23 protein-coding genes are annotated in these 23,821 nt (G+C 70.6%); 9 read left to right on the top strand and 14 right to left on the bottom strand.

Going from position 1 to position 23,821, the window contains the following annotated elements:
- Positions 1-4: 4 nt before the first annotated feature.
- From QPJ90_RS11240 to QPJ90_RS11220, 5 genes are all read right to left on the bottom strand, one after another.
- On the bottom strand, positions 5-1,288 hold the full coding sequence (locus QPJ90_RS11240; RefSeq protein ID WP_290134216.1) for an ABC transporter permease: 1,284 nt from the start codon (positions 1,286-1,288) through the stop codon (positions 5-7).
- Positions 1,289-1,293: 5 nt separating this feature from the next.
- Entirely contained in the window at positions 1,294-2,667 is a 1,374-nt protein-coding gene (locus QPJ90_RS11235) for an ABC transporter permease (protein ID WP_290131307.1), read from the bottom strand.
- The gene (locus tag QPJ90_RS11230; protein WP_290131306.1) at positions 2,664-4,184 is read right to left on the bottom strand and encodes an ABC transporter ATP-binding protein; all 1,521 of its coding nucleotides are present in this window, start codon (positions 4,182-4,184) and stop codon (positions 2,664-2,666) included. Before QPJ90_RS11230 ends, QPJ90_RS11235 begins: the two co-directional genes overlap by 4 nt.
- Positions 4,185-4,261: 77 nt before the next feature.
- Complete coding sequence (locus QPJ90_RS11225) at positions 4,262-5,335, bottom strand: BMP family ABC transporter substrate-binding protein (protein ID WP_290131305.1); 1,074 nt, start codon at positions 5,333-5,335, stop codon at positions 4,262-4,264.
- A 198-nt stretch (positions 5,336-5,533) separates the two neighbouring features.
- Complete coding sequence (locus tag QPJ90_RS11220; protein ID WP_290131304.1) at positions 5,534-6,649, bottom strand: mannose-1-phosphate guanylyltransferase; 1,116 nt, start codon at positions 6,647-6,649, stop codon at positions 5,534-5,536.
- A gap of 163 nt (positions 6,650-6,812) precedes the next feature.
- On the opposite strand from QPJ90_RS11220, the gene QPJ90_RS11215 reads away from it, so the two are divergent.
- From QPJ90_RS11215 to QPJ90_RS11190, 6 genes are all read left to right on the top strand, one after another.
- Positions 6,813-8,051, top strand: coding sequence for a glycosyltransferase family 1 protein (locus QPJ90_RS11215; RefSeq protein WP_290131303.1), 1,239 nt, complete (start codon positions 6,813-6,815; stop codon positions 8,049-8,051).
- 75 nt (positions 8,052-8,126) lie between these two features.
- Positions 8,127-8,576, top strand: coding sequence for a succinate dehydrogenase, cytochrome b556 subunit (gene sdhC, locus QPJ90_RS11210; protein WP_290131302.1), 450 nt, complete (start codon positions 8,127-8,129; stop codon positions 8,574-8,576).
- Positions 8,577-8,585: 9 nt separating this feature from the next.
- Positions 8,586-9,032, top strand: coding sequence for a succinate dehydrogenase, hydrophobic membrane anchor protein (gene sdhD, locus QPJ90_RS11205; RefSeq protein ID WP_290131301.1), 447 nt, complete (start codon positions 8,586-8,588; stop codon positions 9,030-9,032).
- 41 nt (positions 9,033-9,073) lie between these two features.
- A complete protein-coding gene (gene sdhA, locus QPJ90_RS11200) occupies positions 9,074-10,882 on the top strand; it encodes a succinate dehydrogenase flavoprotein subunit (protein ID WP_290131300.1) in 1,809 nt (602 codons plus the stop codon).
- Complete coding sequence (locus QPJ90_RS11195; protein ID WP_290131299.1) at positions 10,882-11,655, top strand: succinate dehydrogenase iron-sulfur subunit; 774 nt, start codon at positions 10,882-10,884, stop codon at positions 11,653-11,655. Before sdhA ends, QPJ90_RS11195 begins: the two co-directional genes overlap by 1 nt.
- A gap of 23 nt (positions 11,656-11,678) precedes the next feature.
- A complete protein-coding gene (locus tag QPJ90_RS11190; RefSeq protein WP_290131298.1) occupies positions 11,679-12,320 on the top strand; it encodes a TNT domain-containing protein in 642 nt (213 codons plus the stop codon).
- Positions 12,321-12,477: 157 nt separating this feature from the next.
- Here the strand turns inward: QPJ90_RS11190 and QPJ90_RS11185 are convergent, their stop codons facing one another.
- The 7 genes from QPJ90_RS11185 to ptsP all read right to left on the bottom strand — a co-directional run bounded on the left by QPJ90_RS11185 (position 12,478) and on the right by ptsP (position 19,908).
- The gene (locus QPJ90_RS11185) at positions 12,478-13,101 is read right to left on the bottom strand and encodes a DUF805 domain-containing protein (RefSeq protein ID WP_290131297.1); all 624 of its coding nucleotides are present in this window, start codon (positions 13,099-13,101) and stop codon (positions 12,478-12,480) included.
- 89 nt (positions 13,102-13,190) lie between these two features.
- A complete protein-coding gene (locus QPJ90_RS11180) occupies positions 13,191-13,796 on the bottom strand; it encodes a DUF805 domain-containing protein (RefSeq protein WP_290131296.1) in 606 nt (201 codons plus the stop codon).
- A 113-nt stretch (positions 13,797-13,909) separates the two neighbouring features.
- On the bottom strand, positions 13,910-14,854 hold the full coding sequence (locus QPJ90_RS11175; protein WP_290131295.1) for an NADP-dependent oxidoreductase: 945 nt from the start codon (positions 14,852-14,854) through the stop codon (positions 13,910-13,912).
- Between the two features lie 91 nt (positions 14,855-14,945).
- Positions 14,946-16,103 carry a mannitol-1-phosphate 5-dehydrogenase gene (locus QPJ90_RS11170; protein WP_290131294.1) on the bottom strand — a complete coding sequence of 386 codons (1,158 nt, stop codon included), beginning with the start codon at positions 16,101-16,103 and terminating at the stop codon, positions 14,946-14,948.
- Positions 16,100-16,537 (bottom strand): PTS sugar transporter subunit IIA, encoded by a 438-nt coding sequence (locus QPJ90_RS11165; protein WP_022907882.1) that lies wholly within the window; start codon positions 16,535-16,537, stop codon positions 16,100-16,102. The genes QPJ90_RS11170 and QPJ90_RS11165 overlap by 4 nt, the downstream gene beginning before the upstream one ends.
- Positions 16,538-16,622: 85 nt before the next feature.
- Entirely contained in the window at positions 16,623-18,179 is a 1,557-nt protein-coding gene (locus QPJ90_RS11160; protein WP_290131293.1) for a PTS mannitol transporter subunit IICB, read from the bottom strand.
- A 73-nt stretch (positions 18,180-18,252) separates the two neighbouring features.
- Positions 18,253-19,908 (bottom strand): phosphoenolpyruvate--protein phosphotransferase, encoded by a 1,656-nt coding sequence (gene ptsP, locus QPJ90_RS11155; RefSeq protein ID WP_290131292.1) that lies wholly within the window; start codon positions 19,906-19,908, stop codon positions 18,253-18,255.
- 263 nt (positions 19,909-20,171) lie between these two features.
- Here ptsP and QPJ90_RS11150 point away from each other — a divergent pair, with 263 nt between their 5' ends.
- Together QPJ90_RS11150 and QPJ90_RS11145 are read left to right on the top strand one after the other, a co-directional pair.
- Complete coding sequence (locus QPJ90_RS11150) at positions 20,172-20,942, top strand: DeoR/GlpR family DNA-binding transcription regulator (RefSeq protein ID WP_290134215.1); 771 nt, start codon at positions 20,172-20,174, stop codon at positions 20,940-20,942.
- 72 nt (positions 20,943-21,014) lie between these two features.
- Complete coding sequence (locus QPJ90_RS11145; RefSeq protein ID WP_022904964.1) at positions 21,015-21,287, top strand: HPr family phosphocarrier protein; 273 nt, start codon at positions 21,015-21,017, stop codon at positions 21,285-21,287.
- 113 nt (positions 21,288-21,400) lie between these two features.
- Here the strand turns inward: QPJ90_RS11145 and QPJ90_RS11140 are convergent, their stop codons facing one another.
- Together QPJ90_RS11140 and QPJ90_RS11135 are read right to left on the bottom strand one after the other, a co-directional pair.
- On the bottom strand, positions 21,401-22,501 hold the full coding sequence (locus tag QPJ90_RS11140) for a tetratricopeptide repeat protein (RefSeq protein ID WP_290131291.1): 1,101 nt from the start codon (positions 22,499-22,501) through the stop codon (positions 21,401-21,403).
- 58 nt (positions 22,502-22,559) lie between these two features.
- Positions 22,560-22,898: a hypothetical protein gene (locus QPJ90_RS11135; protein ID WP_290131290.1), complete on the bottom strand. Its 339-nt coding sequence runs from the start codon at positions 22,896-22,898 to the stop codon at positions 22,560-22,562.
- A gap of 54 nt (positions 22,899-22,952) precedes the next feature.
- On the opposite strand from QPJ90_RS11135, the gene QPJ90_RS11130 reads away from it, so the two are divergent.
- Entirely contained in the window at positions 22,953-23,795 is an 843-nt protein-coding gene (locus tag QPJ90_RS11130; RefSeq protein ID WP_290131289.1) for an exodeoxyribonuclease III, read from the top strand.
- Positions 23,796-23,821: the final 26 nt, after the last annotated feature.

Below are 23,821 nucleotides of genomic sequence, written 5' to 3'. Positions count from 1 at the left end.
GCCGTCAGCTCTTGATGTAGGGCTTGCCCGCCGCGGCGGGGCCGCGCACCTGCCCGACCAGACCGGCGACCGCGAGGATCGTGACCACGTAGGGCAGCATGAGCAGGAACTCGCTCGGGACGGGCGACCCCTGCACGACGCTCAGGGCGTTCTGCAGGTTCGACGCGAAGCCGAACAGCAGTGCCGCGAGGGTCGCACGGATCGGGTCCCAGCGGCCGAAGATGACGGCGGCGAGCGCGATGTAGCCGGCGCCGGCGGTCATGTCCTTCGTGAAGCCGCCCACGGCGTCGAGCGTGAAGTACGCACCGCCGAGACCGGCGATCGCGCCGGCGAGCGACACGTTCCAGAAGCGGGTGCGGTTCACGTTGATGCCGACCGTGTCCGCGGCCTGCGGGTGCTCGCCGACCGAGCGGAGGCGCAGGCCCCAGCGGGTCTTGAACAGGCAGAACGTGACGACCGCCACCGCGACGTACGCGAGGTACACCACGACGGTCTGCTCGAAGAAGATCGGGCCGATGATCGGGATCTGGTGCAGCAGCGGGATCTCGAGCTTCGGGAAGCGCAGGCCCACGTTGAGCGTCGACTCGTTCGGCGAGAGCACCTGCGAGTACAGGAAGCCGGTCAGGCCGGAGACGAACGCGTTGATGACGACGCCGACGATGACCTGGTCGACGAGGTACTTGATGCTGAACGCCGCGAGGATGAACGACACCAGGACACCCGCCACGACCGCACCGACGAGGCCCGCCCAGGGGGTGCCGGTGACGGACGCCACGAGGGCCGAGGTGAACGCGCCGGCGAGGAACTGGCCCTCGATCGCGATGTTGACGACGCCGACCCGCTCGGAGATGACGCCGCCGAGGGCACCGAACACGAGCGGGACGCTGAGTCCGAGGGCACCGACGAGCATGCCGGGGATCGTGATCGAGTCGCCCGCGACCGCCCACGCGAGGAAGCCGACGACGAACACGATCGCGAACAGCGCGGTCACCCAGAGGCGGACCCGACGGTTCGCGCGCGTCTCGACGACCGCGTAGACGGTGGCCAGCGCGAGCAGCACGATGACGACGACCCCGGTCGCCGTGGACGGCAGCGGCAGGTTCGGCAGGGCGAAGAAGTCGCCGGTGGACGACAGACGGAAGGTCGCCGTCCCCGACCGGTGCGCGAGGCCGAAGAGCAGCAGCGCGATCACGGTGAAGACGCCGTACCCGATCGCCGTCTTCCAGCTGCGGGTGGTCTCGAGGTCGCGGCCCTGGGCGGGCAGTGCGGGGACCGCGGTGGGGGTCATGGTGCTCACGCGGCGACCGCCTTCTTGCTCGGCTTGGTGCGGGTTCGGCGGCGGGCGCCCGGCTGCGGGATCCGGAAGATCGCGCGGACGAGCGGCGGGGCCGCGATGAAGAGGACGATGAGGGCCTGGATGACGCCGACGATGTCGATCGGGATGCCGTTCGCGGCCTGCATCGCGTAGCCGCCGTTCTTCAGCACGCCGAAGAGGATCGCGGCCCAGAACACACCCCACGGCTTCGAACGCCCGAGGAGCGCGACCGTGATGGCGTCGAAGCCGATGCCGGCGTCGATGTTCGCGGTGAAGCCGCTCGTCACCGCGCCCTGCACCTGGTACGCACCCGCGATGCCGACGAGGGCACCCGAGATGAGCATGACCCAGATGGTGAGCGACGGGACGCTCATGCCGGCGACCCGGGCGGCACGGGGGTTCTCACCGATGGTGCGGAACCGGAAGCCGAGCGACGACTTGTTGAGCAGCCACCACACGACGACGACCGCGATGATCGCCACGACGAACCCGAGGTCGATGCCGTACCGCGGGCCGAACAGCTGCGGGAGCACCGAGCTGTCCTGCATGGCGGGCGAGATCGGGTTCGGGCTGCCCTTCGCCTGCAGCAGCCCCGGTGTGCGGAGCATGTAGCTGACGAGGTAGAGCCCGACGTAGTTGAGCATGATCGTGAGCACGACCTCGTTGGCGCCGGTCCGGGCCTTGAGGACGCCGACGATCCCGCCCCAGACGGCGCCGCCGACGATGCCGGCGATGATCGTCAGCGGGATGTGCACGATCGCGGGCAGGTCGAACGAGAATCCGACCCAGCCGGCGGCGGCGGCGCCCATGAGGATCTGCCCCTGACCGCCGATGTTGAACAGGCCGGCGCGGAACGAGACCGCGATGCCGAGGCCGGCCGCGACGAGCGGGACCGCGTAGTCGAGCGAGCGGGTGATCGGGACGATCGCCTGCGCGAAGGAGCTCGCACCGAAGTTGACGACCGAGCCCTGGAACAGCGAGGAGTAGGCGCCGCCGACCGAGGAGCCGATGGCCTGGAACGTGTCCGACGGCCGCGCGAAGAAGTAGCCGGCCGCGGTGCGGACGTTCTCGTCCGTGACCGCGATGAGGATGCCGCAGGCGACGAGGGCGAGCACGACGGCGAGGACGGTGACGAGCACCGACCCGTTGACGATGCCCTGGAGCGCGGTGCTCCAGCGGTCGCCGCCGGCGCGACGCTCGGAGTCGGCCGCGGAGTCCGTCATCAGGTGGGGCGTCGCCGTCTCCTCCTGCAGGCGGTCGTCCGTGACCGGGGTCTGCTCGGGCTGCGTGCTGCTCGCGCTGGTGTCGGGCTGCGTGCTGCGCGCGCTGTTCTCGGGTGGCGTGGTGCTCACGCTGCCAGCTCCGTTCCTTCGGGCAGTTCGCCTGCCATCATGAGGCCGAGGACGTCTCGGGGGGTGTCCGCGGGGACGATGCCGACGATCGCGCCGCGGTACATCACGGCGATCCGGTCGGCGAGCGCCACGACCTCGTCGAGCTCCGTGGAGACGACGATGACCGGGACGCCGGTGTCGCGGGTGGCGACGATGCGCTTGTGCACGAACTCGATCGAGCCGACGTCGATGCCGCGCGTGGGCTGCGCGGCGACGAACAGCCGGAGCTCGCGGCTGAGTTCGCGGGCGAGCACGATCTTCTGCTGGTTGCCGCCGGAGAGCCGTCCTGCCGCGGTGGTGCGGGACGGCGTGCGGATGTCGAACTCGGCGATCTTCTCGTCGGCGAACGCGTCGCGCTCGGCGCTGCGGATCGTGCCCGCGCGGACGAACTCGGCGTGGTCGGCGCGGTCGAGCATGAGGTTCTCGGCGATGGTGAACTCGCCGACGAGACCGTCCTCCTTGCGGTCCTCGGGCACGAAGCCGACGCCCGCGTCGAGGATCTGCTTGACGGTGCGGCCGGTGATCTCGGCGCCGTCGAGCGTGACGTGCCCGGCGTGCACCGGTTCGAGGCCGAGGAGCGCCTCGGTGAGCTCGGTCTGCCCGTTGCCCTGGACGCCGGCGATCGCGAGGACCTCGCCACGTCGGACGGTGAACGACACGTCGTCGACGAGCACGACGCCGGACGGGTCCGTGACGGTGAGGTGGTCGACGACGAGGGCGTCCTCGCCCCCGGTCGCCGGCGTCTTGTCGACGACGAGCGACACGGCACGGCCGACCATGAGCGCGGCGAGCTCGTTGTTGGTCGCGGTGGGCGATGCCTCGCCGACGACCTTGCCGAGCCGGATGACGGTGATGCGGTCGGCGACCTCGCGGACCTCGCGGAGCTTGTGCGTGATGAACACGATCGCGGTGCCGGCCTCGCGGAGCTGGCGCATGATGGCCATCAGCTCGTCGGTCTCCTGCGGGGTGAGCACGGCGGTCGGCTCGTCGAACACGAGCACCTTCGCGTCACGGGACAGCGCCTTGATGATCTCGACGCGCTGCTGCACGCCGACGGGGAGGTCCTCGACCTTGGCGTCGGGGTCGACGTCGAACCCGAACCGGTCGGAGATCTCCTTGACGCGCGCCCGCGCGCCGGCGAGGTCGAGCCGGCCGCCGAGCATGGTCTGCTCCTGGCCGAGCATGACGTTCTCGGCGACGGTGAAGACGGGGACGAGCATGAAGTGCTGGTGCACCATGCCGATGCCGGCGCGCATGGCGTCACCGGGGCCGTCGAAGTCCTGGACGGCGTCGTCCAGGAGGATCTCGCCCTCGTCGGCCTGGTAGAGGCCGTACAGGACGTTCATCAGGGTGGACTTGCCGGCACCGTTCTCACCGAGGAGGCAATGGACCTCTCCCGGCTCGACGGTGAGCGAGATGTGGTCGTTGGCGACCAGCGATCCGAACCGCTTGGTGATGCCGCGGAGTTCGAGCTTCATGTCTGTGCTGCGCAGTTCCTCGTGTCGGGGCACGGGAATGCGGGCGAGGGATTCCTCCCCCGCCCGCATCCGTGGTGTTACTTGACGGTCGCTTCGGTCTTGACCGTGATCGAGCCGTCGATGATGCCGGACTTGATCTTGTCGAGCTCGCCCTCGAGGCCGCTGTCGACCTTGGAGGCGTAGTCGTGGAACGGCGCGATGCCGACGCCCTCGTTCTTCAGGGTTCCCACGTACGGCGTGTTCGAGTAGTCGCCCTTGGCGGCCTGCTCGACGACGTCGCGCGTCGCGGGGCGCATGCCCTTCTCGACGGAGGTGAACGCGATGTCCTTGTAGCGGGGGTCGGCCTCGTAGAGGTCGCTGTCCGCGCCGATCAGGACGGAGCCGTTGCTCGCGTCCTTGATGGCCTCGGCCGCCGACTGGTAGATCGGGCCACCGACGGGCAGGATGACGTCCGCGTCCTGGTCGAGGAGCGTCTGCGCGACGGCCTTCGCCTGGGTGCCGGCCTCGAAGCCACCGGTGAAGGAGCCCTTCTGGCTGTCGACGTCCCAGCCGACGACCTTGACGTCCTTCTTCTTCTGCTCGTTGTAGTACTTCACGCCGTCCGCGAAGCCGTCCATGAAGATGGTGACGGTCGGGATCTGCATGCCGCCGAAGGTGCCGACGACGCCGGACTTCGAGTACGACGCGGCCGCGTAGCCGGCGAGGAACGCCGCCTGCGAGGTGTCGAACGTGATCGGCTTGACGTTCTTCGCCTTGATCGAGTTGTCGTCGATGATCGCGAACTCGGTCTCCGGGTTCGCGGCGGCCTGCTTCTTCGTGGCGTCGGCGAGGTTGAAGCCGACGGTGACGATGAGCTTGCAGTTCTGGTTGATCAGCTGCTCGATGTTGGAGTCGTAGACCGTCGAGTCCTTCGACTCTGCCGACTTGTAGGTCGCGCCGAGTTCCTTGGCGGCGTCCTGCAGGCCCTCGTAGCCGAGCTGGTTGAAGGACTTGTCGTCGAAGCCGCCGGAGTCGGAGACCATGCAGGGACGGAAGTCGGTCTTCTTGGCCGAGGCGTTGTCGGACGGGGCGGCGGAGCAGCCGGCGAGCACGGCGACCGTGCCGGCCAGGGCGAGGCCGCTGAGCGCGATCTTGCGGGTGCGGGATGACACTTGGGTGATTCCTCCGGGGGCGTTGGCCCGGAGCTGTGGTTCCGGGCGATCGTGGCGACAGTACACGACAGTCCGACCGGTACAGAACCCCCTGCTGACGGGCCCACGATCGGTTACGGGATCGCGATCACGCGGAAACCTGCCCGTAACGCGGGACCCAGTGTTCGAGGCCCGTCAAGCGCTTTTCGTGATGGAGCGCTACAGGACGTCGCCGCGACCGCTGATCTTCAGTGCGTCCACCACACCCTTGACCCGCTGGGCGTTCTCGCTCGTGGTCACGAGCAGGGCGTCCGGGGTGTCCACGACGACGATGTCCTCGACCCCGATGAGCGAGATCAGGCGCTGGCTGTGGGCGACCACGATGCCGCTCGAGGAGTCCGCCAGGATGCGGGCCCCGTCGCCGAGCACGGCGAGGTTGTTCGCCCGACCGCCGGACTGCAGCTTCGCGAGGGACGCGAAGTCGCCCACGTCGTCCCAGTCGAAGTCGCCGGGCACGACGGCCATCCGACCGGCCGCCGCCGCGGGCTCGGCGACGGTGTAGTCGATGGCGATCTTCTCGAGCCGCGGCCACACGGCGTCGACGACCGCACCCCGGGACGAGGTGTCCCAGGCGTCGGCCAGTTCCTCGAGTCCGGCGAGGAGTTCGGGCTTCGTCCGGCCGATCTCGTCGAGGAGCACGTCGGCGCGGGCGATGAACATGCCGGCGTTCCAGAGGTAGTTGCCCTCCTCCAGGTAGCCGCGGGCGGTGTCGAGGTCGGGCTTCTCGACGAACGACTTCACGGCGTGCACGGTCGAGGCGCCCTCGACGTCGAGCGCCTGGCCGTCGGCGTGGATGTAGCCGAAGCCGATCGCCGGCTCGGTCGGGGTGATGCCGATCGTGGTCACGTACCCGGCCCGGGCGGCGGCGACCGCCTCGCGCACCGAGCGCCGGAAGCCGCGGGCGTCGCCGATGACGTGGTCGGCGGCGAACGACCCGATCACGACGTCCGGCTCGCGGCGGCGGAGGATGGCGGCCGCGAGGCCGATCGCGGCGGTGGAGTCCTTCGGCTCGCTCTCGAGCACGACGTTGTGGTCCGCGACGCCGGGCAGCTGCGACTCGACCGCCGCCCGGTGCGCCCGGCCAGTGACGACCATGATCCGCTGGTCGCCGGCGAGGGGCGCGAGGCGGTCCCAGGTCTGGCGGAGCAGCGAGGCACCGGAGCCGGTCAGGTCGTGCAGGAACTTCGGCGCGTCCGCACGCGACAGGGGCCAGAGCCGCGAACCGATGCCGCCGGCGGGGATGATCGCGTAGAAGTCGCTGAGCTCGTCCGTCACCCGCTCACCGTACCGGTCCGCCGCGGCGGTCCCTGGGCGACGACCGCACGTTTCCCGCATGCGCGCTCCCGCAACGTGGCACGACCTGTTCACCCCCGCCGTGTCCGCCGTTCACGCGGTCCCCACCACCACGTCACGGCGCGCGCGGAGCATGGGTCACACCATGAGCGCACGCAGCGTGGAGCGCGGCACGTCCCAACGGACCGTCGCCGTCGTGACCGAGAGCTTCCTGCCCACCCTCAACGGCGTGACCACGAGCGTCATCGCGGTGCTCGACCACCTGCGGCTCCGTGGCCACAGGGCGGTCGTCATCGCCCCGGACACCCCGGGCATCGCGCAGCTCCGGCCGAAGGACCACGTCGAGCGGTTCAACGGCTACGACGTGCACCGCGTGCCCGCGGTCGCCTACCGCCAGTTCCCCGTCGCCCTCCCCCACCCGGTCCTCGACACGATCCTCGCCGCCTCCGGCGCCGACGTGCTCCACGCCGCGAGTCCGTTCCTGCTGGGTGGGCGCGCCATCACGGCGGCCGGGAGGCTCGGCATCCCCTCCGTCGCCGTCTTCCAGACCGACGTGGCCGGGTTCGCCCGCCGCAACGGCCTGACCGCGACCGTCCCGCTGGTGCGCAAGATCCTCGGGCGGATCCACGAGGGAGCGTCACTGACGCTCGCCCCGTCGAGCGCCACCGCGGCGATGCTCGCCGAGGACGGCGTGCCGCGCGTCGCGCGGTGGGGCCGCGGCGTCGACACCACGCTGTTCCACCCCGGGCGCCGCGACACGGCGCACGTCCGCGCGCTCCGCCGGCGGCTCGCCCCGGACGGCGAGACGATCGTGGGGTACGTGGGGCGGCTCGCACCGGAGAAGGAGGTCGAGCGGCTCGCCGAGCTCGGCGGCGTCCCGGGCATCCGGGTCGTGGTCGCGGGAGGGGGTCCCTCCCGGCCGCTCCTGGAGCGACGCCTCCGCCACCTCGACGTCCACTTCACCGGTCCGCTGCGCGGCGACGCGCTGGCCGACGCCTACGCGGCCCTCGACGTCTTCGTCCACACGGGCCCGGCGGAGACCTTCGGCCAGACCCTGCAGGAGGCGCACGCGACCGGCCTGCCGGTCGTGGCGCCCGCGTCCGGCGGGCCGGTCGACCTCGTCGCCCCGGGGCTCGACGGTGACCTGTACGACCCCGACGAGCCCCAGGCGCTCCGGCGGGCGGTGCTCCGGCTCCACCACGACCGAGCGCTCGCGGCCCGGATGGGCTCCGCCGGGCGGCTGCGCGTCGAGGGGACGACGTGGGAGGCCGTCGGCGACCAGCTGCTCGCGCACCACGACACCGCACGGACGATCGGCGCGCCCCCGGCGGCGGCGCGGGCGGTGCGGGCACGTTGGCACGAGAACGTCAGTGCGCGAGCATAGGATGGGGGTGTTCCACAGAACACCAACGGCAACGGCTCGCCGATCGGCGGGCCCGTCCTACGGGAGGACTCGCTCATGGCCGAGCAGACCGCAGGGGGGACGGCAACCGCTGAACCCCAGGTGACGATCGAGGCGCCACGCGCCTCTCGCACGCCGCAAGGCACCCTGTACCGGGGTTCCACCGGCATGTGGTCGTGGGTGCTGCACCGCATCACCGGTGTCGCGATCTACTTCTTCCTGCTCGTGCACATCCTCGACACCGCGCTCGTGCGGGTCTCGCCCGAGGCGTACAACGCCGTGATCGGCACGTACAAGACCCCGCTCATGAACCTCGGTGAGATCGCCCTCGTGATGGCGATCGTGTTCCACGCGTTCAACGGGCTGCGCATCATCCTCGTGGACTTCTGGTCGAAGGGCCCGAAGTACCAGCGCGCGATGTTCTGGATCGTGCTCGTCCTCTGGGCGGTCGCGATCGCGGGCTTCCTGCCGCGCCAGTTGATGAACCTCGTCGCGGACTTCCAGTAGGAGCACCAGATGACCACGCAGACCATCGAACCGCCCCGCAGCGCACAGGCTGCCCGCCGGACCACCAACTGGGAGAAGTGGGGCTGGATCTACATGCGCGCGTCGGGCGTCCTGCTCGTCGTGCTGATCTTCGGCCACCTCTTCGTCAACATGGTGGCGGGCGAGGGCGTCAAGCAGATCGACTTCGCGTTCGTCGCCGGCAAGTGGGCCAACCCGTTCTGGCAGGTGTGGGACTCGCTGATGCTGGTCCTCGCGCTCGTGCACGGGTCGAACGGCATGCGGACGATCGTGAACGACTACGTGTCGAAGCCGGGCATCCGGAAGACGCTCCTCGTCGCGATCCTCGTCGCGTGCGTCGCGCTGATCGTCCTCGGCCTGCTCGTGTGCTGGACGTTCGACCCGTGCCCCGCCGGCGCCGCCGCCGCGGACCTGCCGTCGTTCTGCCCGGCCCGCTAGCAGCTCCGAACGCCCGCTCCACCCCTGAACGAAAGACCCCCGTGCCTGCAAACACCCCGTCAGACATCACCGTGCACCACCACCAGTTCGACATCGTCATCATCGGCGCGGGCGGCGCCGGCATGCGCGCTGCCATCGAGGCCGGTCCGAAGGCGAAGACGGCCGTGATCTCGAAGCTGTACCCGACCCGCTCGCACACCGGTGCGGCGCAGGGCGGCATGGCGGCGGCCCTCGCGAACGTGGAAGAGGACTCGTGGGAGTGGCACACGTTCGACACGATCAAGGGCGGCGACTACCTCGTCGACCAGGACGCCGCCGAGATCCTCGCGAAGGAAGCCATCGACGCAGTCATCGACCTCGAGAACATGGGCCTGCCCTTCAACCGCACGCCCGAGGGCAAGATCGACCAGCGGCGCTTCGGCGGTCACACGCGTGACCACGGCAAGTCGCCGGTACGACGCGCCTGCTACGCGGCCGACCGCACCGGGCACATGATCCTGCAGACGCTCTTCCAGAACTGCGTCAAGCTCGGCGTGAACTTCTTCAACGAGTTCTACGCGCTGGACCTCATCATGGTCGACGTCACGGGCGACGACGGCGTCACCCGCAAGCAGCCGGCGGGCGTCGTGGCCTTCGAGCTCGCGACGGGTGAGCTGCACGTCTTCCACGCCAAGGCGATGATCTTCGCCACCGGCGGCTTCGGCAAGATGTTCAAGACCACGTCGAACGCGCACACGCTCACCGGCGACGGCGTCGGCATCGTCTGGCGCACCGGCCTCCCCCTCGAGGACATGGAGTTCTTCCAGTTCCACCCGACCGGGCTCGCCGGCCTCGGCATCCTCCTGACCGAGGGCGCCCGCGGTGAGGGCGCGATCCTCCGCAACGCCTCGGGCGAGCGCTTCATGGAGCGGTACGCCCCGACCATCAAGGACCTCGCACCGCGCGACATCGTGGCGCGGTGCATGGTGCAGGAGGTCGCAGAGGGCCGTGGTGCCGGTCCGAACAAGGACTACGTGCTCCTCGACTGCACGCACCTCGGTGCCGAGGTCCTCGAGACCAAGCTGCCGGACATCACCGAGTTCGCCCGCACCTACCTCGGCGTCGACCCGGTCGTCGAGCCGGTGCCGGTCATGCCGACCGCGCACTACGCGATGGGTGGCATCCCCACGAACGTCAAGGCCGAGGTCCTCTACGACAACACGACGGTCGTGCCCGGCCTCTACGCCGCCGGCGAGTGCGCCTGCGTGTCCGTGCACGGCTCGAACCGCCTCGGCACGAACTCCCTGCTCGACATCAACGTGTTCGGGAAGCGCTCGGGCAACAACGCGGCCGAGTGGGTCAAGACCGCCGAGTTCCTGCCCCTGCCGGAGCACCCCGAGCAGGGCGTCAAGGACATGCTCGACCAGCTCCGCGCGTCGACCGGCACCGAGCGGGTCGCGGCCCTCCGCAAGGAGCTCCAGGAGGAGATGGACCGGAACGCGCAGGTGTTCCGCACCGACGAGTCGCTCGCGAAGGTCACCGAGACCATCCACGAGCTCCGCAACCGCTTCCTGCAGGTCTCCGTGCAGGACAAGGGCAAGCGGTTCAACACCGACCTGCTCGAGGCCGTCGAGCTCGGCTTCCTGCTCGACCTGGCCGAGGTGGTCGTGTACTCCGCCCGCAACCGCAAGGAGAGCCGCGGCGGCCACATGCGCGACGACTACCCGAAGCGCGACGACGAGAACTACATGCAGCACACCATGGCGTACCTGACGGGCGACCCGCACTCGTCACTCGCCGACGACCACATCACGCTCGACTGGAAGCCCGTCGTGGTGACGCGCTACGAGCCGATGGAGAGGAAGTACTGATGACCGACACCCTGGTCTCCGACGCCCCCCGCACCCAGACCGTGCAGGAAGCCCCTCCCGGATCGTTCCCCGTCACGATCATCGTCCGCCGGTTCGACCCCGACGTCGACGACGAGCCGCGCTGGCAGGACTTCGACGTGATGATGCTGCCGACCGACCGCATCCTCGACGCACTGCACCAGATCAAGTGGGAGCAGGACGGCTCGCTCACGTTCCGCCGGTCCTGCGCGCACGGCGTCTGCGGCTCGGACGCGATGCGCATCAACGGGCGCAACCGTCTGGCGTGCAAGACCCTCATCAAGGACCTCGACGTCTCGAAGCCGATCTACGTCGAGGCCATCAAGGGTCTGCCGCTCGAGAAGGACCTCGTCGTCGACATGGAGCCGTTCTTCGCGTCCTACCGCGAGGTCCAGCCCTTCCTCCAGGCATCGTCCGCACCCGAGAAGGGCAAGGAGCGCGTGCAGTCCGTCGCCGACCGTGCCCGGTTCGACGACACCACCAAGTGCATCCTCTGCGCTGCGTGCACGTCGTCGTGCCCGGTGTTCTGGACGGACGGTCAGTACTTCGGCCCGGCCGCGATCGTCAACGCGCACCGCTTCATCTTCGACTCGCGTGACGACGCAGCCGACGTGCGTCTCGACATCCTGAACGACAAGGAGGGCGTCTGGCGCTGCCGCACGACCTTCAACTGCACCGACGCCTGCCCGCGCGGCATCCAGGTCACGAAGGCGATCTCGGAGGTCAAGCAGGCGATCATGCGAGGGAAGGCATAGGTCGGCCCGGTAGGCTCGCGCCCATGACGTTCGCGGAGACCCGCCCCATCCTCGACCAGCTCGGCTACACCGTCCGGTACGTGCAACTCCCCGGGGAGACCCTGCACGAGCCGCCGGTCGAAGGGGCACTCCGCATCGCGCAGGTGGGTTCGGGCCAGTACGCGCTCGAGGTGGTCGACTACGGCACCGCGCGGCGACTGGCGACCGCGAACGGCGAGGACGACGCCGTCGAGATGCTCCGTCGGTTCCTCAACCGGCCGTTCCCGGCGCCGCGGGACGTCCCGCGGCACGAGCTCGACGGACTCCGCGACCGCGCGGCCTCGACGTACCCGCAGCTCGCGCAGCAGGTGTCGCAGGCCGGCGAGCGGGGACTGACCATCCAAGTCCCGGCCGGCGTTCCCGTCGACCGCATCGGCGGACCGGACGGCTACCTCTTGCACCCGCTCGACACCCCGCTCCCCCAGCGCTCGTTGCCGCCGCACGTCGCGTCCGCACCGGAGACCCACCGCTACGTCGTGGAGCGGCCGTTCCTCGTGACGGTGCGCTTCGTGCAGCCGTGGTTCGACCAGCCGGGCGGGGCGATGCGCTTCGAGACGGCCGACCCCTCGGTCACCGTCCGCGACCTCGTCGTCGACGGCTCGCTCGCCCGCGTCCGCGTCGTCTGACGCGCTCGACGCGCTCGACGCGATCGACGCGATCGACGCGCTCGCTGCCTGCTCCGGCTGCTGCACAACCAAAGACCGTCCGCACCACGCCTCGGCGTGGTGCGGACGGTCTTTCGTTGTGCACCGCTGATATGCACCGACATCGCGCGGCGACGGTCTAGCCGAGGTCGGGGCGGTCGTACTGCGCGCCGGACGGGTTCGACCCGAGGCAGCCGAGCACGATCGCCGCGACGGAGACGAAGAGGCCCAGGAGCCAGGTCGCGCCCGGGAGTCCGGCATCGTGCACGCGCCGCCACCCGAGCGCGATGTTCGGCACGAGGGTCGCGAGCCACCACAGGAACCACAGCCCGAGGAACACGAACGCGATCGGCGCCCGTGCGGGCTCGCTGACGGAGTTGCCGTAGGCATCGATGCGAGTGCTCCCGAGGATCGTCGCGACGAGCACGCCGTAGAACGCCCCGATGAGCACGAGTGTGACGATCGCGTTCGCGAGGAACCAGTACCAGTACTCACTCCGGCTGGCGCGGCCGTCGAAGCGCGCGTACTTCTTGAAGAAGCGGGTGAAGGCGTCCAGGAACCCGATGCCGTACCAAGGCGCCCACAGCGGTGGTGTGCCGTCCGGCCCGAGCGGGATCGGCGGCGGTGCCTGGTACATCGGGTACGGCGGGCCGTACGGCTGCTGCCCGTACTGGGGCGGCTGCTGCCCGTACTGGGGCGGCTGCTGCCCGTACTGGGGCGGCTGCTGCGGCGGCCCCCACTGGGGTGTGCCGTCGTTCGTCATGGTCGTGCCCTCCCGTGGACGGACTCGTCGTATCGAGGACGAACGGCCCTCCCGGACACCCGGGAGGGCCGTTCGTCATCGTGCGTCGCTCAGCCGCGCTGGGGCTGGTCGAATCGCGCGCCCTCGGGCTTCGAGGGGAGCAGGTACAGGACGAGCAGGATGATGCCGCCGACGAACGGGATGAGACCGAGGAAGAAGAACGGTCCCGCGAAGTTCGCGTCGTGGAGTCGGCGCCACGCGAGGGCGATGTTCGGCACGATCGTCGCGAGACCCCAGAGCCCGAGCAGGATCCCACCGATGACGAACAGCGCCGACGGAGCGGTCATCACCGCGCTGGTGGAGTAGCCCGTCGAGACGGTCCGGTACTCCGACGTCGCCGCACCGATCCCGTAGATCGTGTACAGGACGATGCCGACGATCGCGTTCGCGAGGAACCACCACCAGAACTCGCTTCGGCTCGCGCGCCCGTCGAACCGGACGTACTTCTTGAAGAACCGCTTGATGGCGGCACCGAACGAGATCCCGTACCACGGCGCCCACAGCGGCGGCTCGCCGTTCGGACCGGTCGGCGCGGGCTGCCCGTACTGCGGCTGGCCGTACTGCGGCTGCTGCCCGTACGGCTGCTGCTGGCCGTGCTGCTGCTGGCCGTACGGGTCCTGCCCGTTCGGGTTCTGCGGCGGGTACTGGTCACTCATCGGGGTCCCCCTGCTGACTCGCGGTTCGGATCGGGTTGCCCCGGCACATCGCGCGGGGCGCTGCCGAGTCAACCAGACGCACCGCGGGCGCGTCCGGCGTGTGACACCCCCGATCAGGGGACGAGTGCGAGCTTCCCTCCCGGGTGCTGCGACTCCAGCAGCTCCGCGGCGGCCCTCGCCTCCGCGAGCGGGAACGTCCGGGCGACCGGCACGACGAGCTGCCCGTCGCCCGCGAGGTCGATGAGCCGCTGCCGCACCGAGTCCCGGAAGGCCTTGCTCTCCGGCTGCGCGCCGCCGACCGCGCGGATGCCGTCGGACTCCGCCCGGCCGAACGCCGCGATGGTCACGATGCGCGATCGGTCCGCGACGAGCGCGAGGGAGACGTCGACCGCCTCGTCGGTCCCGACGCAGTCGAGCGCCACGCTGACACCGCCGCCGGTCCCGTCGGCGACGAGCGCGCGGACGCGGTCCTCCAGCCCGTCGCCGTAGGCGATCCACTCCCCGCCGAAGTCCGCGACGACGTCGGCGTTGCGCTCCGAGGCGGTCCCGATGACCCGGGCTCCGAGCAGGCGGAGCTGCTGGAGCAGGCTGACCCCGACGGCCCCGGCTGCGCCGTGCACGAGGACCGTGTCGTTCCCGGAGGCCCGGGTGACCCGGAGCATGTCGGCCGCGGTGGTCCCGGCGAGGAGCAGGTTCGCGGCCTCGGGGAACCCCAGCATCGCGGGCTTCGCGAAGACGTCGTGCGCGGGCACCGTCAGCTCCTCGGTCCAGCCGCCCTCGACACGGAACGCGAGGACCTCGTCGCCGACGGCTCCCCCACCCGAGGCGATCTCGGTGCCGGGCCCGACGGCGCTGATGGTGCCGGCGACCTCGTAACCGACGGCGATCGGCAGGTCGGACGGGTCGCCCTGACGGGTGTGCTTCGTGTCCGCCGGGTTCATGCCCGCGGCGCGGACGGCGATGGTGACCTCGCCGGGGCCGGGCGCGGGCACCTCGGTGTCGGTGAACTCGAGGACCTCGCTGCCGCCGAACCGCGGTGCCACCCAGTGCTTCGTCATGCGCCCGACGCTACGCGCCGCGCCCCACAGACGGACTGGAGGCACGGTGCCAGCTGGCACCGTGCCTCCAGTCTGGGAGACGCGGACGTCGTCAGGCGCGCGCCTGACGCACCCGGTCCGCGAACGCGGCGTGCAGCGGGTGCTGCTCGTCGAGCCCGGTGATCTCCGAGACGACCTCGCCGTCCGCCTTGTCGGACCGCAGCAGCTCCTGGAGCTGGACGCTCTGCTCGTCGTCCGCGACGTCGAAACGGAGTGCCGCACCCATCGCGTCGAGCAGCGCGGTCGGTTCGGTGCCGTCCTCGGCGAGGGCCGCGGCCGGCGAGACGAACCGCTCGTCACGGGAGAGCTTGCGGAGCGGCTGCCGGCCGACCCGGGTGACCGTGTCGGGCAGGTGCGGGTTCTCGAACCGGGCGATGATCGCCTCGACGTAGGCGCGGTGCACCTCGGGGTCGAGCTCGTGGCGACGGACGAGCAGGTCGCTCGTCTCGGCGAGGACGGACTCGAGCTCGGACCGCACCGCCGGGATCGAGATGGCGTCGGCGATCTTGTCCGCACCGGCGAGGTACCCGTGGTAGGCGACCGTCGCGTGGCCGGTGTTGACCGTGAAGAGCTTGCGCTCGATCGACGCGGCGAGCCCGTCGACGTAGTGCGCACCGGGGATCTCCGGCTCGGACCCGTTGAACGGCGTGCGGTCGATGGCCCACTCGAAGTAGGTCTCCACCGTGACGTCGAGTCCGGCGCCCTCGGGCTGTGCGGGGACGATGCGGTCGACGGCCGTGTTCGCGAAGACGGCCTTGGCGAGGGCCTGGTCGCGGGACTCGGCGGGCAGCGCCTCGACGATGAACTCGCGGAGGCGGTCGGTGGCGTTGATCGCGTTCTCGCACGCCATCACGGCGAGCGGCGGCGCACCCGCGTCGCGCTGCTGCAGTCCCGCGGCGATCACCGGCGCGATGAACTTCAGCACGTTCGGGCCGACGGCGCAGGTGACGACGTCTGCGGCGGCGACCTCGGCGACGACGCCCGGCTCGTCCTGCGCGCTGTTCAGTGCGCGGAACCCGGTGACCTCGTGGTCCTTCGCGTCGGCACCGACCTCGTGCACGGTGTACGAGTCGGCGGCGGCGAGGGCGTCGATGAGCGGTGCGGCGACGTCGGCGAAGACGACCTCGTAGCCGGCCTCGTGCAGGAGCAGGCCGACGAAGCCGCGGCCGATGTTGCCGGCGCCGAAGTGGACGGCGGTGCGCTCGCTCACTCGTTGACCTCGCCGAGGATCGACAGGATCGCGGCGGTGTCGGGCGCGTCGGTCAGCTTCTGGACCTCGTCCTCGTCGGAGAACACGATCGCGATCTTCGAGAGGATGTCGAGGTGCTCGTTGTTGACGCCGGCGATGCCGACGACGAAGCGCACGGGGTTGCCGTCCCAGTCGATCGGGGTGGCGTAGCGGATGAACGAGAGCGCCGACGACTTGATGGCATCCTTCGCGTCGTTCGTGCCGTGCGGGATGGCGAGGAAGTTGCCCATGTACGTCGAGACGCTCTTCTCACGCTCGAGCATCGCCGGGTAGTAGTCCGCGGTGACCGCGCCCGCAGCCTCGAGGATCTCGGCAGCCTCCTTCATCGCCTCCGACTTGGTCGGCGCGGTGTCCTCGGTGTGGATCCGGATCTGGCTCTCCTGCAGGACGGGCATCGGGGTTCTCCTTGCTTCGTGACGTGGCGTCGTGGACGTGTGGAGGGGACGAGCCGCGGCCCGTCCCCTCCGATACTGCACTTGCTTACTGGTTCTTGAGCTGTTCGACGACCTCGTCGTACTGCGGCGCGTTCATGAAGTTGCCGACGGACACGTGCTGCGCCCCCGGGTTCTTCTGCCGAGCACGGTCGGTGAGCTCCTCCTGCGTGATGATGAGGTCCTCGGTACCGTCGAGGTTCGCGATCGCCTTGTTGACGACCGTGACGCCCTCGATCCCCGCCTTCTTCACCTTGTTGCGGAGGACGCTGGCGCCCATCGCGCTGGAGCCCATGCCGGCGTCGCAGGCGAACACGACGTTCTCGACGCGGGTGGCCGTGGCGGTCGACGCCGAACCGACGCCGCCGAGCGAGGCCTCGGCCTCTTCCTCGTTGGCCGGGGCGTTGTTCCCGAGCAGACCCGAGGTCGCGGCGTTGACGTCGCGGCCCTTGTTGGCCTGGAGCTTCGCCATCGCAGCGCTCATGTCGCCGCCGCCGTTCGCGAGGTCACGCTTGCGGGTGGCGAGGAGGAAGAACGACGCCACGGCGAACGACACGGCTGCCGACAGGATGACCGACAGGATGACGCCGACGAAGCTGTCCTTCGCGGTCGATCCGATCACGGCGAAGATCGATCCGGGCGAGGCCGGGGCGACGAGGCCGGACTGGAACGCGACGTTGGTGGCGACACCGGTCGCGCCACCGAGGATGACGGCGATGAAGAGCACCGGCTTCTGCAGCACGTACGGGAAGTAGATCTCGTGGATGCCGCCGAGGAACTGGATGATGATCGCGCCGGGAGCGGTCGAGCGAGCGATGCCGACACCGAAGAAGGTGAAGGCGAGCAGGATGCCGAGACCCGGGCCCGGGTTGGCCTCGAGCAGGAACAGGATGCTCTTGCCCGACTCCTTCACCTGCGCCGCGCCGAGCTGGTCGAGCACGCCGTGGTTGATGGCGTTGTTGAGGAAGAACACCTTGGCGGGCTCGATGATCACGCTGGCGAGCGGGAGCAGCGAGTTGTTGATGAGGAACTCGACCGCTGCGCCGAGGCCGTTCGCGATGGCCTTGAAGATCGGGGCGAGCCAGAAGAACCCGATCATGGCGAGCACGAACCCGAGGATGCCTGCCGCGTAGTTGTTGACGAGCATCTCGAAGCCCGGGCGGATCTTGCCGTCCCAGATCTTGTCGACCTGCTTGATGATGTACGCGCCGAGCGGGCCGCAGATCATCGCGCCGAGGATCATCACGGTGCCGTTGGCCCCGAGGATGACGCCCATCGCGAAGATCGAGCCGACGACGGCACCGCGGGTCTCGTAGACCATGCGACCGCCCTGGATCGCGATCGCGAGCGGGATGAGGTAGGTCAGGATCGGCCCGACGACGCCGGGGTTGGCGACGCCGTTCGTCTCACCGAAGCCGCCGAGGATGCCGACGGGCGTCCAACCGGTCTCGATGAAGAACGCCGTGATGATGCCCCACGCGATGAAGATCGCGATGTTGGGCATGACCATGCCGGAGAGGAAGGTGCCGAACTTCTGCACGGCGACGCGTGCGCCGCCCCGCGACTTCGCGGGAGCGTCGGGCGCTGCAACGGACGACGTTGTCATGTGCCTGGCTTTCTGTGATGGGTGCTGCAGTGGTGGAGGGGTGGGGGTGCTGCTGTGCTGCGGTGGTGCTGGGCTAGACGGCGTGCGCGGCGGCCGCGGCGGACTTGGCAGCCGCTGCGGTCGACGCGGCGAGTGCCGCCTTCGCCATCTCGCGGGCCTGGTCGAGCGTGTGCTTGCCGAGTTCGGCGCGCACGTCGGCGAGGGCCGCGGGGGTCATGGACAGGGTGGTGGCGCCCAGGCCGACGAGGACGACGGCGAGGAGCGGGTCGGCCGCGGCCTCGCCGCAGATGCCGACGGCCTTGCCGGCGTCTGCCCCGGCGGAACCGAGCTGCGCGACGAGCCGGAGCACGGCGGGGTGCCACGGGTCCTGGTAGGACGCGACGGTGCCGAGCATGCGGTCGGCGGCCATCGTGTACTGGGTCAGGTCGTTCGTGCCGATCGACACGAAGTCGGCGGAGGTGAACACCTGCTCGGCCATGAGCGCGAGCGACGGCACCTCGGCCATCACGCCGGCGGTCCGGATGCCGAGTTCGCGGGCGAGGGCGACGAAGTACTCGGTCTCCTCGGCGTCGGCGACCATCGGGGCCATGACCCAGAGGTCGGCCTCGGTCTCGGCGTCGGCCTGCGCGAGGGCGGTGAGCTGGTCGCGCAGGACCTCCTCGTGGTTCCGGAGGGCCCGGAGACCACGGCGACCGAGCGCCGGGTTCTCCTCGTCCTTGTCGGTGAGGAACGGCAGGGGCTTGTCGGCACCGGCGTCGAGCGCGCGGACGACGACCTTCTTCCCCGGGAACGCCTCGAGCAGACGTCGGTAGGACTCCTGCTGCTCGGCCACGGTGGGGGCCTTCGGCGAGTCGAGGAAGAGGAACTCGGTGCGGAAGAGCCCCACGCCCTCCGCACCGAGAGCGACGGCACCCGCGGCGTCGGCGGGGCTGCCGAGGTTCGCGAGCAGGGGCACGGTGTGGCCGTCGGCCAGGGCACCGGCGGTGAGGGGGGCCTCGGCGGCGGCGAGCCGGTCGGCGATGCGCTGCTCGACCTCGGCGACGAGTTCGGCGGACGGGTCGGTGACGACCGTGCCCGCGGCCGCGTCGACGACGACCTCGGTGCCGTCGACGAGCTGGTCCGCCCCGGTCACACCGACGATCGCGGTGATGCCCTTCGCGCGGGCGAGGATCGCGGTGTGCGAGGTCGGGCCGCCGTCGCGCGTGACGAGGGCGAGCACCTTCTCGAGGTCGAGGAGTGCGGTGTCGGCCGGCGCGAGGTCGCGGGCGACGAGCACGAAGGGGGTGTCCGACTCGGGGACCCCGGGTGCCGGGACGCCGCGGAGCTTGGCGATGATGCGCTGGGCGACGTCGTCGAGGTCGGCTGCGCGCTCCCCCATGTACCCGCCCATCTGGACGAGGAGGTCGCGGAACTGGCCGAACGCCTCGAACACCGCACGCTCGGCGTTCGTGCCGCCGTCGATGCGGGCGTGCACGTCGTCGAGGAGCGTCGGGTCCTGCGCCATGAGCGCCTGGGCCTCGAGCACGGCCTGGGCGTCGCCGCCGGCGAGCTGTCCGCGCTTGTTGAGGTCCTCGGCCACCGCGGCGAGCGCGCCGGCCACGGCCTGCTTCGCGTCGTCCGCCGAACCGGCCAGCGCGTCCTGCGACGGGGCGCCGAGCGGGTCTGCCATCCGGAGGACCGGTCCGTGGGCGACGCCACGGCCGACGCCGGTGCCGAGCAGTTCGGGCATTCGAGACTCCTTCATCTCACGCGCGGTGGAGCGGTGCGGTGCGGTGGTGCGTTCGGTGGTGCAGTCGTGCAACTGGCAGCACACTACATCGATCCTCGTTGACAAACAAACACATCCGGGGATAAAAATGCAGAAACAGATGCCCGTTTGCGTCTGGTGACCAGAACGGATCGGGCGTCCCGGATCGAGACGTGCCCGAGCGTGTCCGTTCCGGCCCGATCCGCCAGCACCCGCACGAGCAGCACGAGACGACGAGGCCCACGATGTACGCACCCGAGCGCCACCAGCGCATCGTGGAACAGGCCCGGGCGCAGGGCCGGGTCGACGTGAAGGACCTCGCCGAACTGCTCGAGGTCACGCCGGAGACCATCCGCCGCGACCTGACGAGCCTCGAACGCCGCGGTCTGGTCCGACGGGCACACGGCGGCGCGATCCCCGTCGAGCGGATCACGCTGCACCCCGGGGTCGGCGACCGCGGCGGCATCAACCAGGCCGAGAAGATGGTCATCGCCCAGGCGGCGCTCGAGGAGCTCCCCGAGAACGGCTCGATCATGATCGACGCCGGAACCTCGACCATCTGCCTCGCCGAGATGCTCCCCACCGACCGCGGCCTCACCGTCGTGACGCACTCACTGCCCGTCGCGATGGCGGTCGCGAACCGGCAGGGCCTCGACCTCCACCTCCTCGGCGGCAACATCCGCAGCGACTCGCTCGCGGGCGTCGGCACGTGGACGCACCAGCTCATCGGGATGGTGAGCGTCGACGTCGCGTTCATCAGCATCAACGGCATCACGCCCGAGCGCGGCCTCACGACGCACAACATGGCGGAGGCCGCCGTGAAGTCCGCCATGATCAAGTCGGCCCGGCGGAGCATCCTGCTCGCCGACCACACGAAGTTCGGCCGCGAGGAGTTCGGCCGCGTCGCACCCCTCGCTGCGATCGACACGATCATCACCGACCCCGGCGTCAACGCCGACCTCGTCCGCGAGGTCGAGGCCGCCGGCACCGAGGTGTTCTGGCCCGGTCGTTCCTGACCGCTGCCAGGACCAGCCCCACCCGACGCTCGCTACCATGAGCGCCACCACCCATCGACAGGAGTCCATTCGATGTCCGAAGCCACCCGCACCGTCACCGTCGCCAGCGCGTCCGGCCTGCACGCCCGCCCCGCGTCCCTGTTCGTCCAGACCGTGACCGCGTCCGGCCACCAGGTCACCATCGCGAAGGGCGACAAGTCCGGCAACGCCGGCAGCATCCTCGCGCTGCTCGGCCTCGGCATCGAGAACGGCGACGAGGTCACCCTCACGGTGTCGGGCGACGACGCCGAGAAGACCGCCGACGACCTCGTCGAGTTCCTGCAGACGGACCACGACGCGGCCTGATCGGGCAGGTCGCGTCCTCGACGCGACCTGCAGACGGATGGGAGGCGCGGTGCCGGCTGGCACCGCGCCTCCCGTCCGTCATCCGGTCACCGCCGCAGCCGCGCGGGGACCGATCACGCGTACCAGCGTCCCAGGAACCCCGCCGTGCCCATGGCCGCGACGAGCGCACCTCCGGCCGCGGCTGCGGCCACACCATCCGCGAGCCCCGGGGCACCCGTGCCGGCGAGCACGAGCAGGACGCCTGCCGCGACGAGCGTCGCCGCCTGCAGGACGGGGACGACCACGACGCCGGGCACTCGACGCCGGACCAGCCCCACGAACGGCCGCCACCCCGTCGGGAGCGCCCGACCGAGCCGGCGGAGCACCGCGACCTGGGCGAGGACCACTCCGACGATCAACGCCGCGCAGCACAGCTCGGGGGGCAGGGGGTCGTCGACCACCATGCCGACGAGTACCCCCACGGTGCCGGCGAGCACGAGACCGACGACGATGAACGCCGTCCCCAGCGACGCCAGACGGACGACGGCACGACGGAACGCGCCGAGCGGGCCGGCCGCGTCAGGGTGCTCCGCGAGGACGAGTGCGGCGTCGGCGAGCACCGCGATCGTGCTGCCACGGCGTTCGCGTGCTCGGAGGAGCTGCCAGCGGGGCCACGGGTCCGCGGGGGTCGCCGCCACCGCGGCGACGAGGGCGCGCTCGGCGGTGCCCGGGTAGCCCTCGCGGGCGGCCAGCCATGCGAGGGCGAGGTTCACCTGTGCGTGCTGCGGGTGCGCGGTGGCGGCCCGGGTCGCGGCGGCGTAGGTCGCCGCGTCCACCTGTCCGGTGCGGAGGTCGAGGACGAGCTGCGCTGCCGCCAGGCCGCCGTCGCTCGGGACGAGCTCGACGGCTGCCGCCCAGGCCGACCGGGCCTCGACGACGTCGTCGGCCTCCTCGGCGAGGTGCGCGGCGAGGAGGTACCCCTCGACGTCATCGGGATCGGTGGTGATCGCCCGGCGGACTGCCGTGCGCGCGGCGTCGAGGTCACCGGCCGACCAGAACGCGACCGCGAGGATCCGGAGCACCTCCGGGTCGTCGCCGTGCAGGGCGAGCGCACCGTTCAGTGGCTCGACGGCGTCCTCGGGCCAGCCGTGCTCCAGGAGTTCCGAGGCCGCCACGAGGGCACGCTCGACCTGCGGGTGGCGCCAGGGCGGAGGATCGGCGACGGGGTCGGTCACGGGCTCATCGTGGCGGGGCGACCGGCGGGCGGACAAGCCCGCGCACGGGGGTCGCGACCTACGAGCGCGCTGGCGGGATCGGCGGGATCGGGCGCAGCTCGCCCCACGCGAAGCTGCTCTCGGCGATGAAGTCCTGCAGGTCGTCGGCCATCTTCAGCAGCATCTCCTGCTCCCCCTCGCCGAGCCAGAGCCACGAATCCCCGTCGTCTCCGGCGATCGACCATGCGAGGGCCATCCCCTCGTCGGCGACCTCCGTCTCGACTACTCGGCGGAGTCGTTCGGACCAGTCGGTGTACACCCAGAACTCCGCTCCGCGGAACTCGTCCGGGCGCAGCATCTGCTCGGCCACGGGTCGGAACGCGGCGAGCAGCTCGCCCACGGTCAGCACGACGGTCATTGCCGGAGCCTACGGCGGGCGGGGCTGTCCGTGGCCGCCGATAGGCTGGGCGGCATGACACGCCTGCGCCTCGCATCCGTCAACGTGAACGGCGTCCGTGCCGCGTTCCGGAAGGGCATGGGCGACTGGCTCGCCACGCGCGACGTCGACGTCCTCGCCCTGCAGGAGGTCCGTGCGTCGAGCGACGACCTCGCGGGGCTCCTCGGTGACGAGTGGGACATCGTGCACGACCCCGCCTCGGCGAAGGGCCGCGCGGGCGTCGCGATCGCGTCCCGGCACCGGGCGCAGATCCACCGTGTCGCGCTGGGGGCGGAGGAGTTCGACTCCGCCGGCCGCTGGCTCGAGGCCGACTACGAGATCGACGGCACCACGGTGACGGTCGTGTCGACGTACGTGCACTCGGGTGAGGTCGACACCCCGAAGCAGGACGAGAAGTGGAAGTTCCTCGACGCGATGACCGAGCGACTGCCAGAGCTCCGGGCGCACAACCCGCTCGCGGTCGTCGTGGGTGACCTCAACGTCGGGCACGACGAGCGCGACATCAAGAACTGGAAGGGCAACGTGAAGCGGGCCGGGTTCCTCCCCCGCGAGCGCGCCTACTTCTCCCGGTTCTTCGGCGCCGAGGGCGAGCAGGTCGAGGGCGCGGACGGTTCGACCGGGCCGGGCCTCGGCTGGGTCGACGTCGGCCGTGCGCAGGCCGGCGACGTCGACGGCCCGTACACCTGGTGGTCGTGGCGCGGCCAGGCGTTCGACAACGACTCCGGTTGGCGCATCGACTACCACGTCGCCACCCCCGAACTCGCCGAGAAGGTCTCGCACTACACGGTCGACCGCGCCGCGGCGTACGACCAGCGATGGTCCGACCACGCCCCCGTGGTCGTCGACTACGAGATCTGATCCCCTCCCGCTCCAGCGCAACAGGA

Source organism: Curtobacterium sp. 458 (assembly GCF_030406605.1).
In the GTDB taxonomy this organism is placed as follows: domain Bacteria; phylum Actinomycetota; class Actinomycetes; order Actinomycetales; family Microbacteriaceae; genus Curtobacterium.
This window is presented reverse-complemented; position numbering and strand designations above follow the sequence as displayed.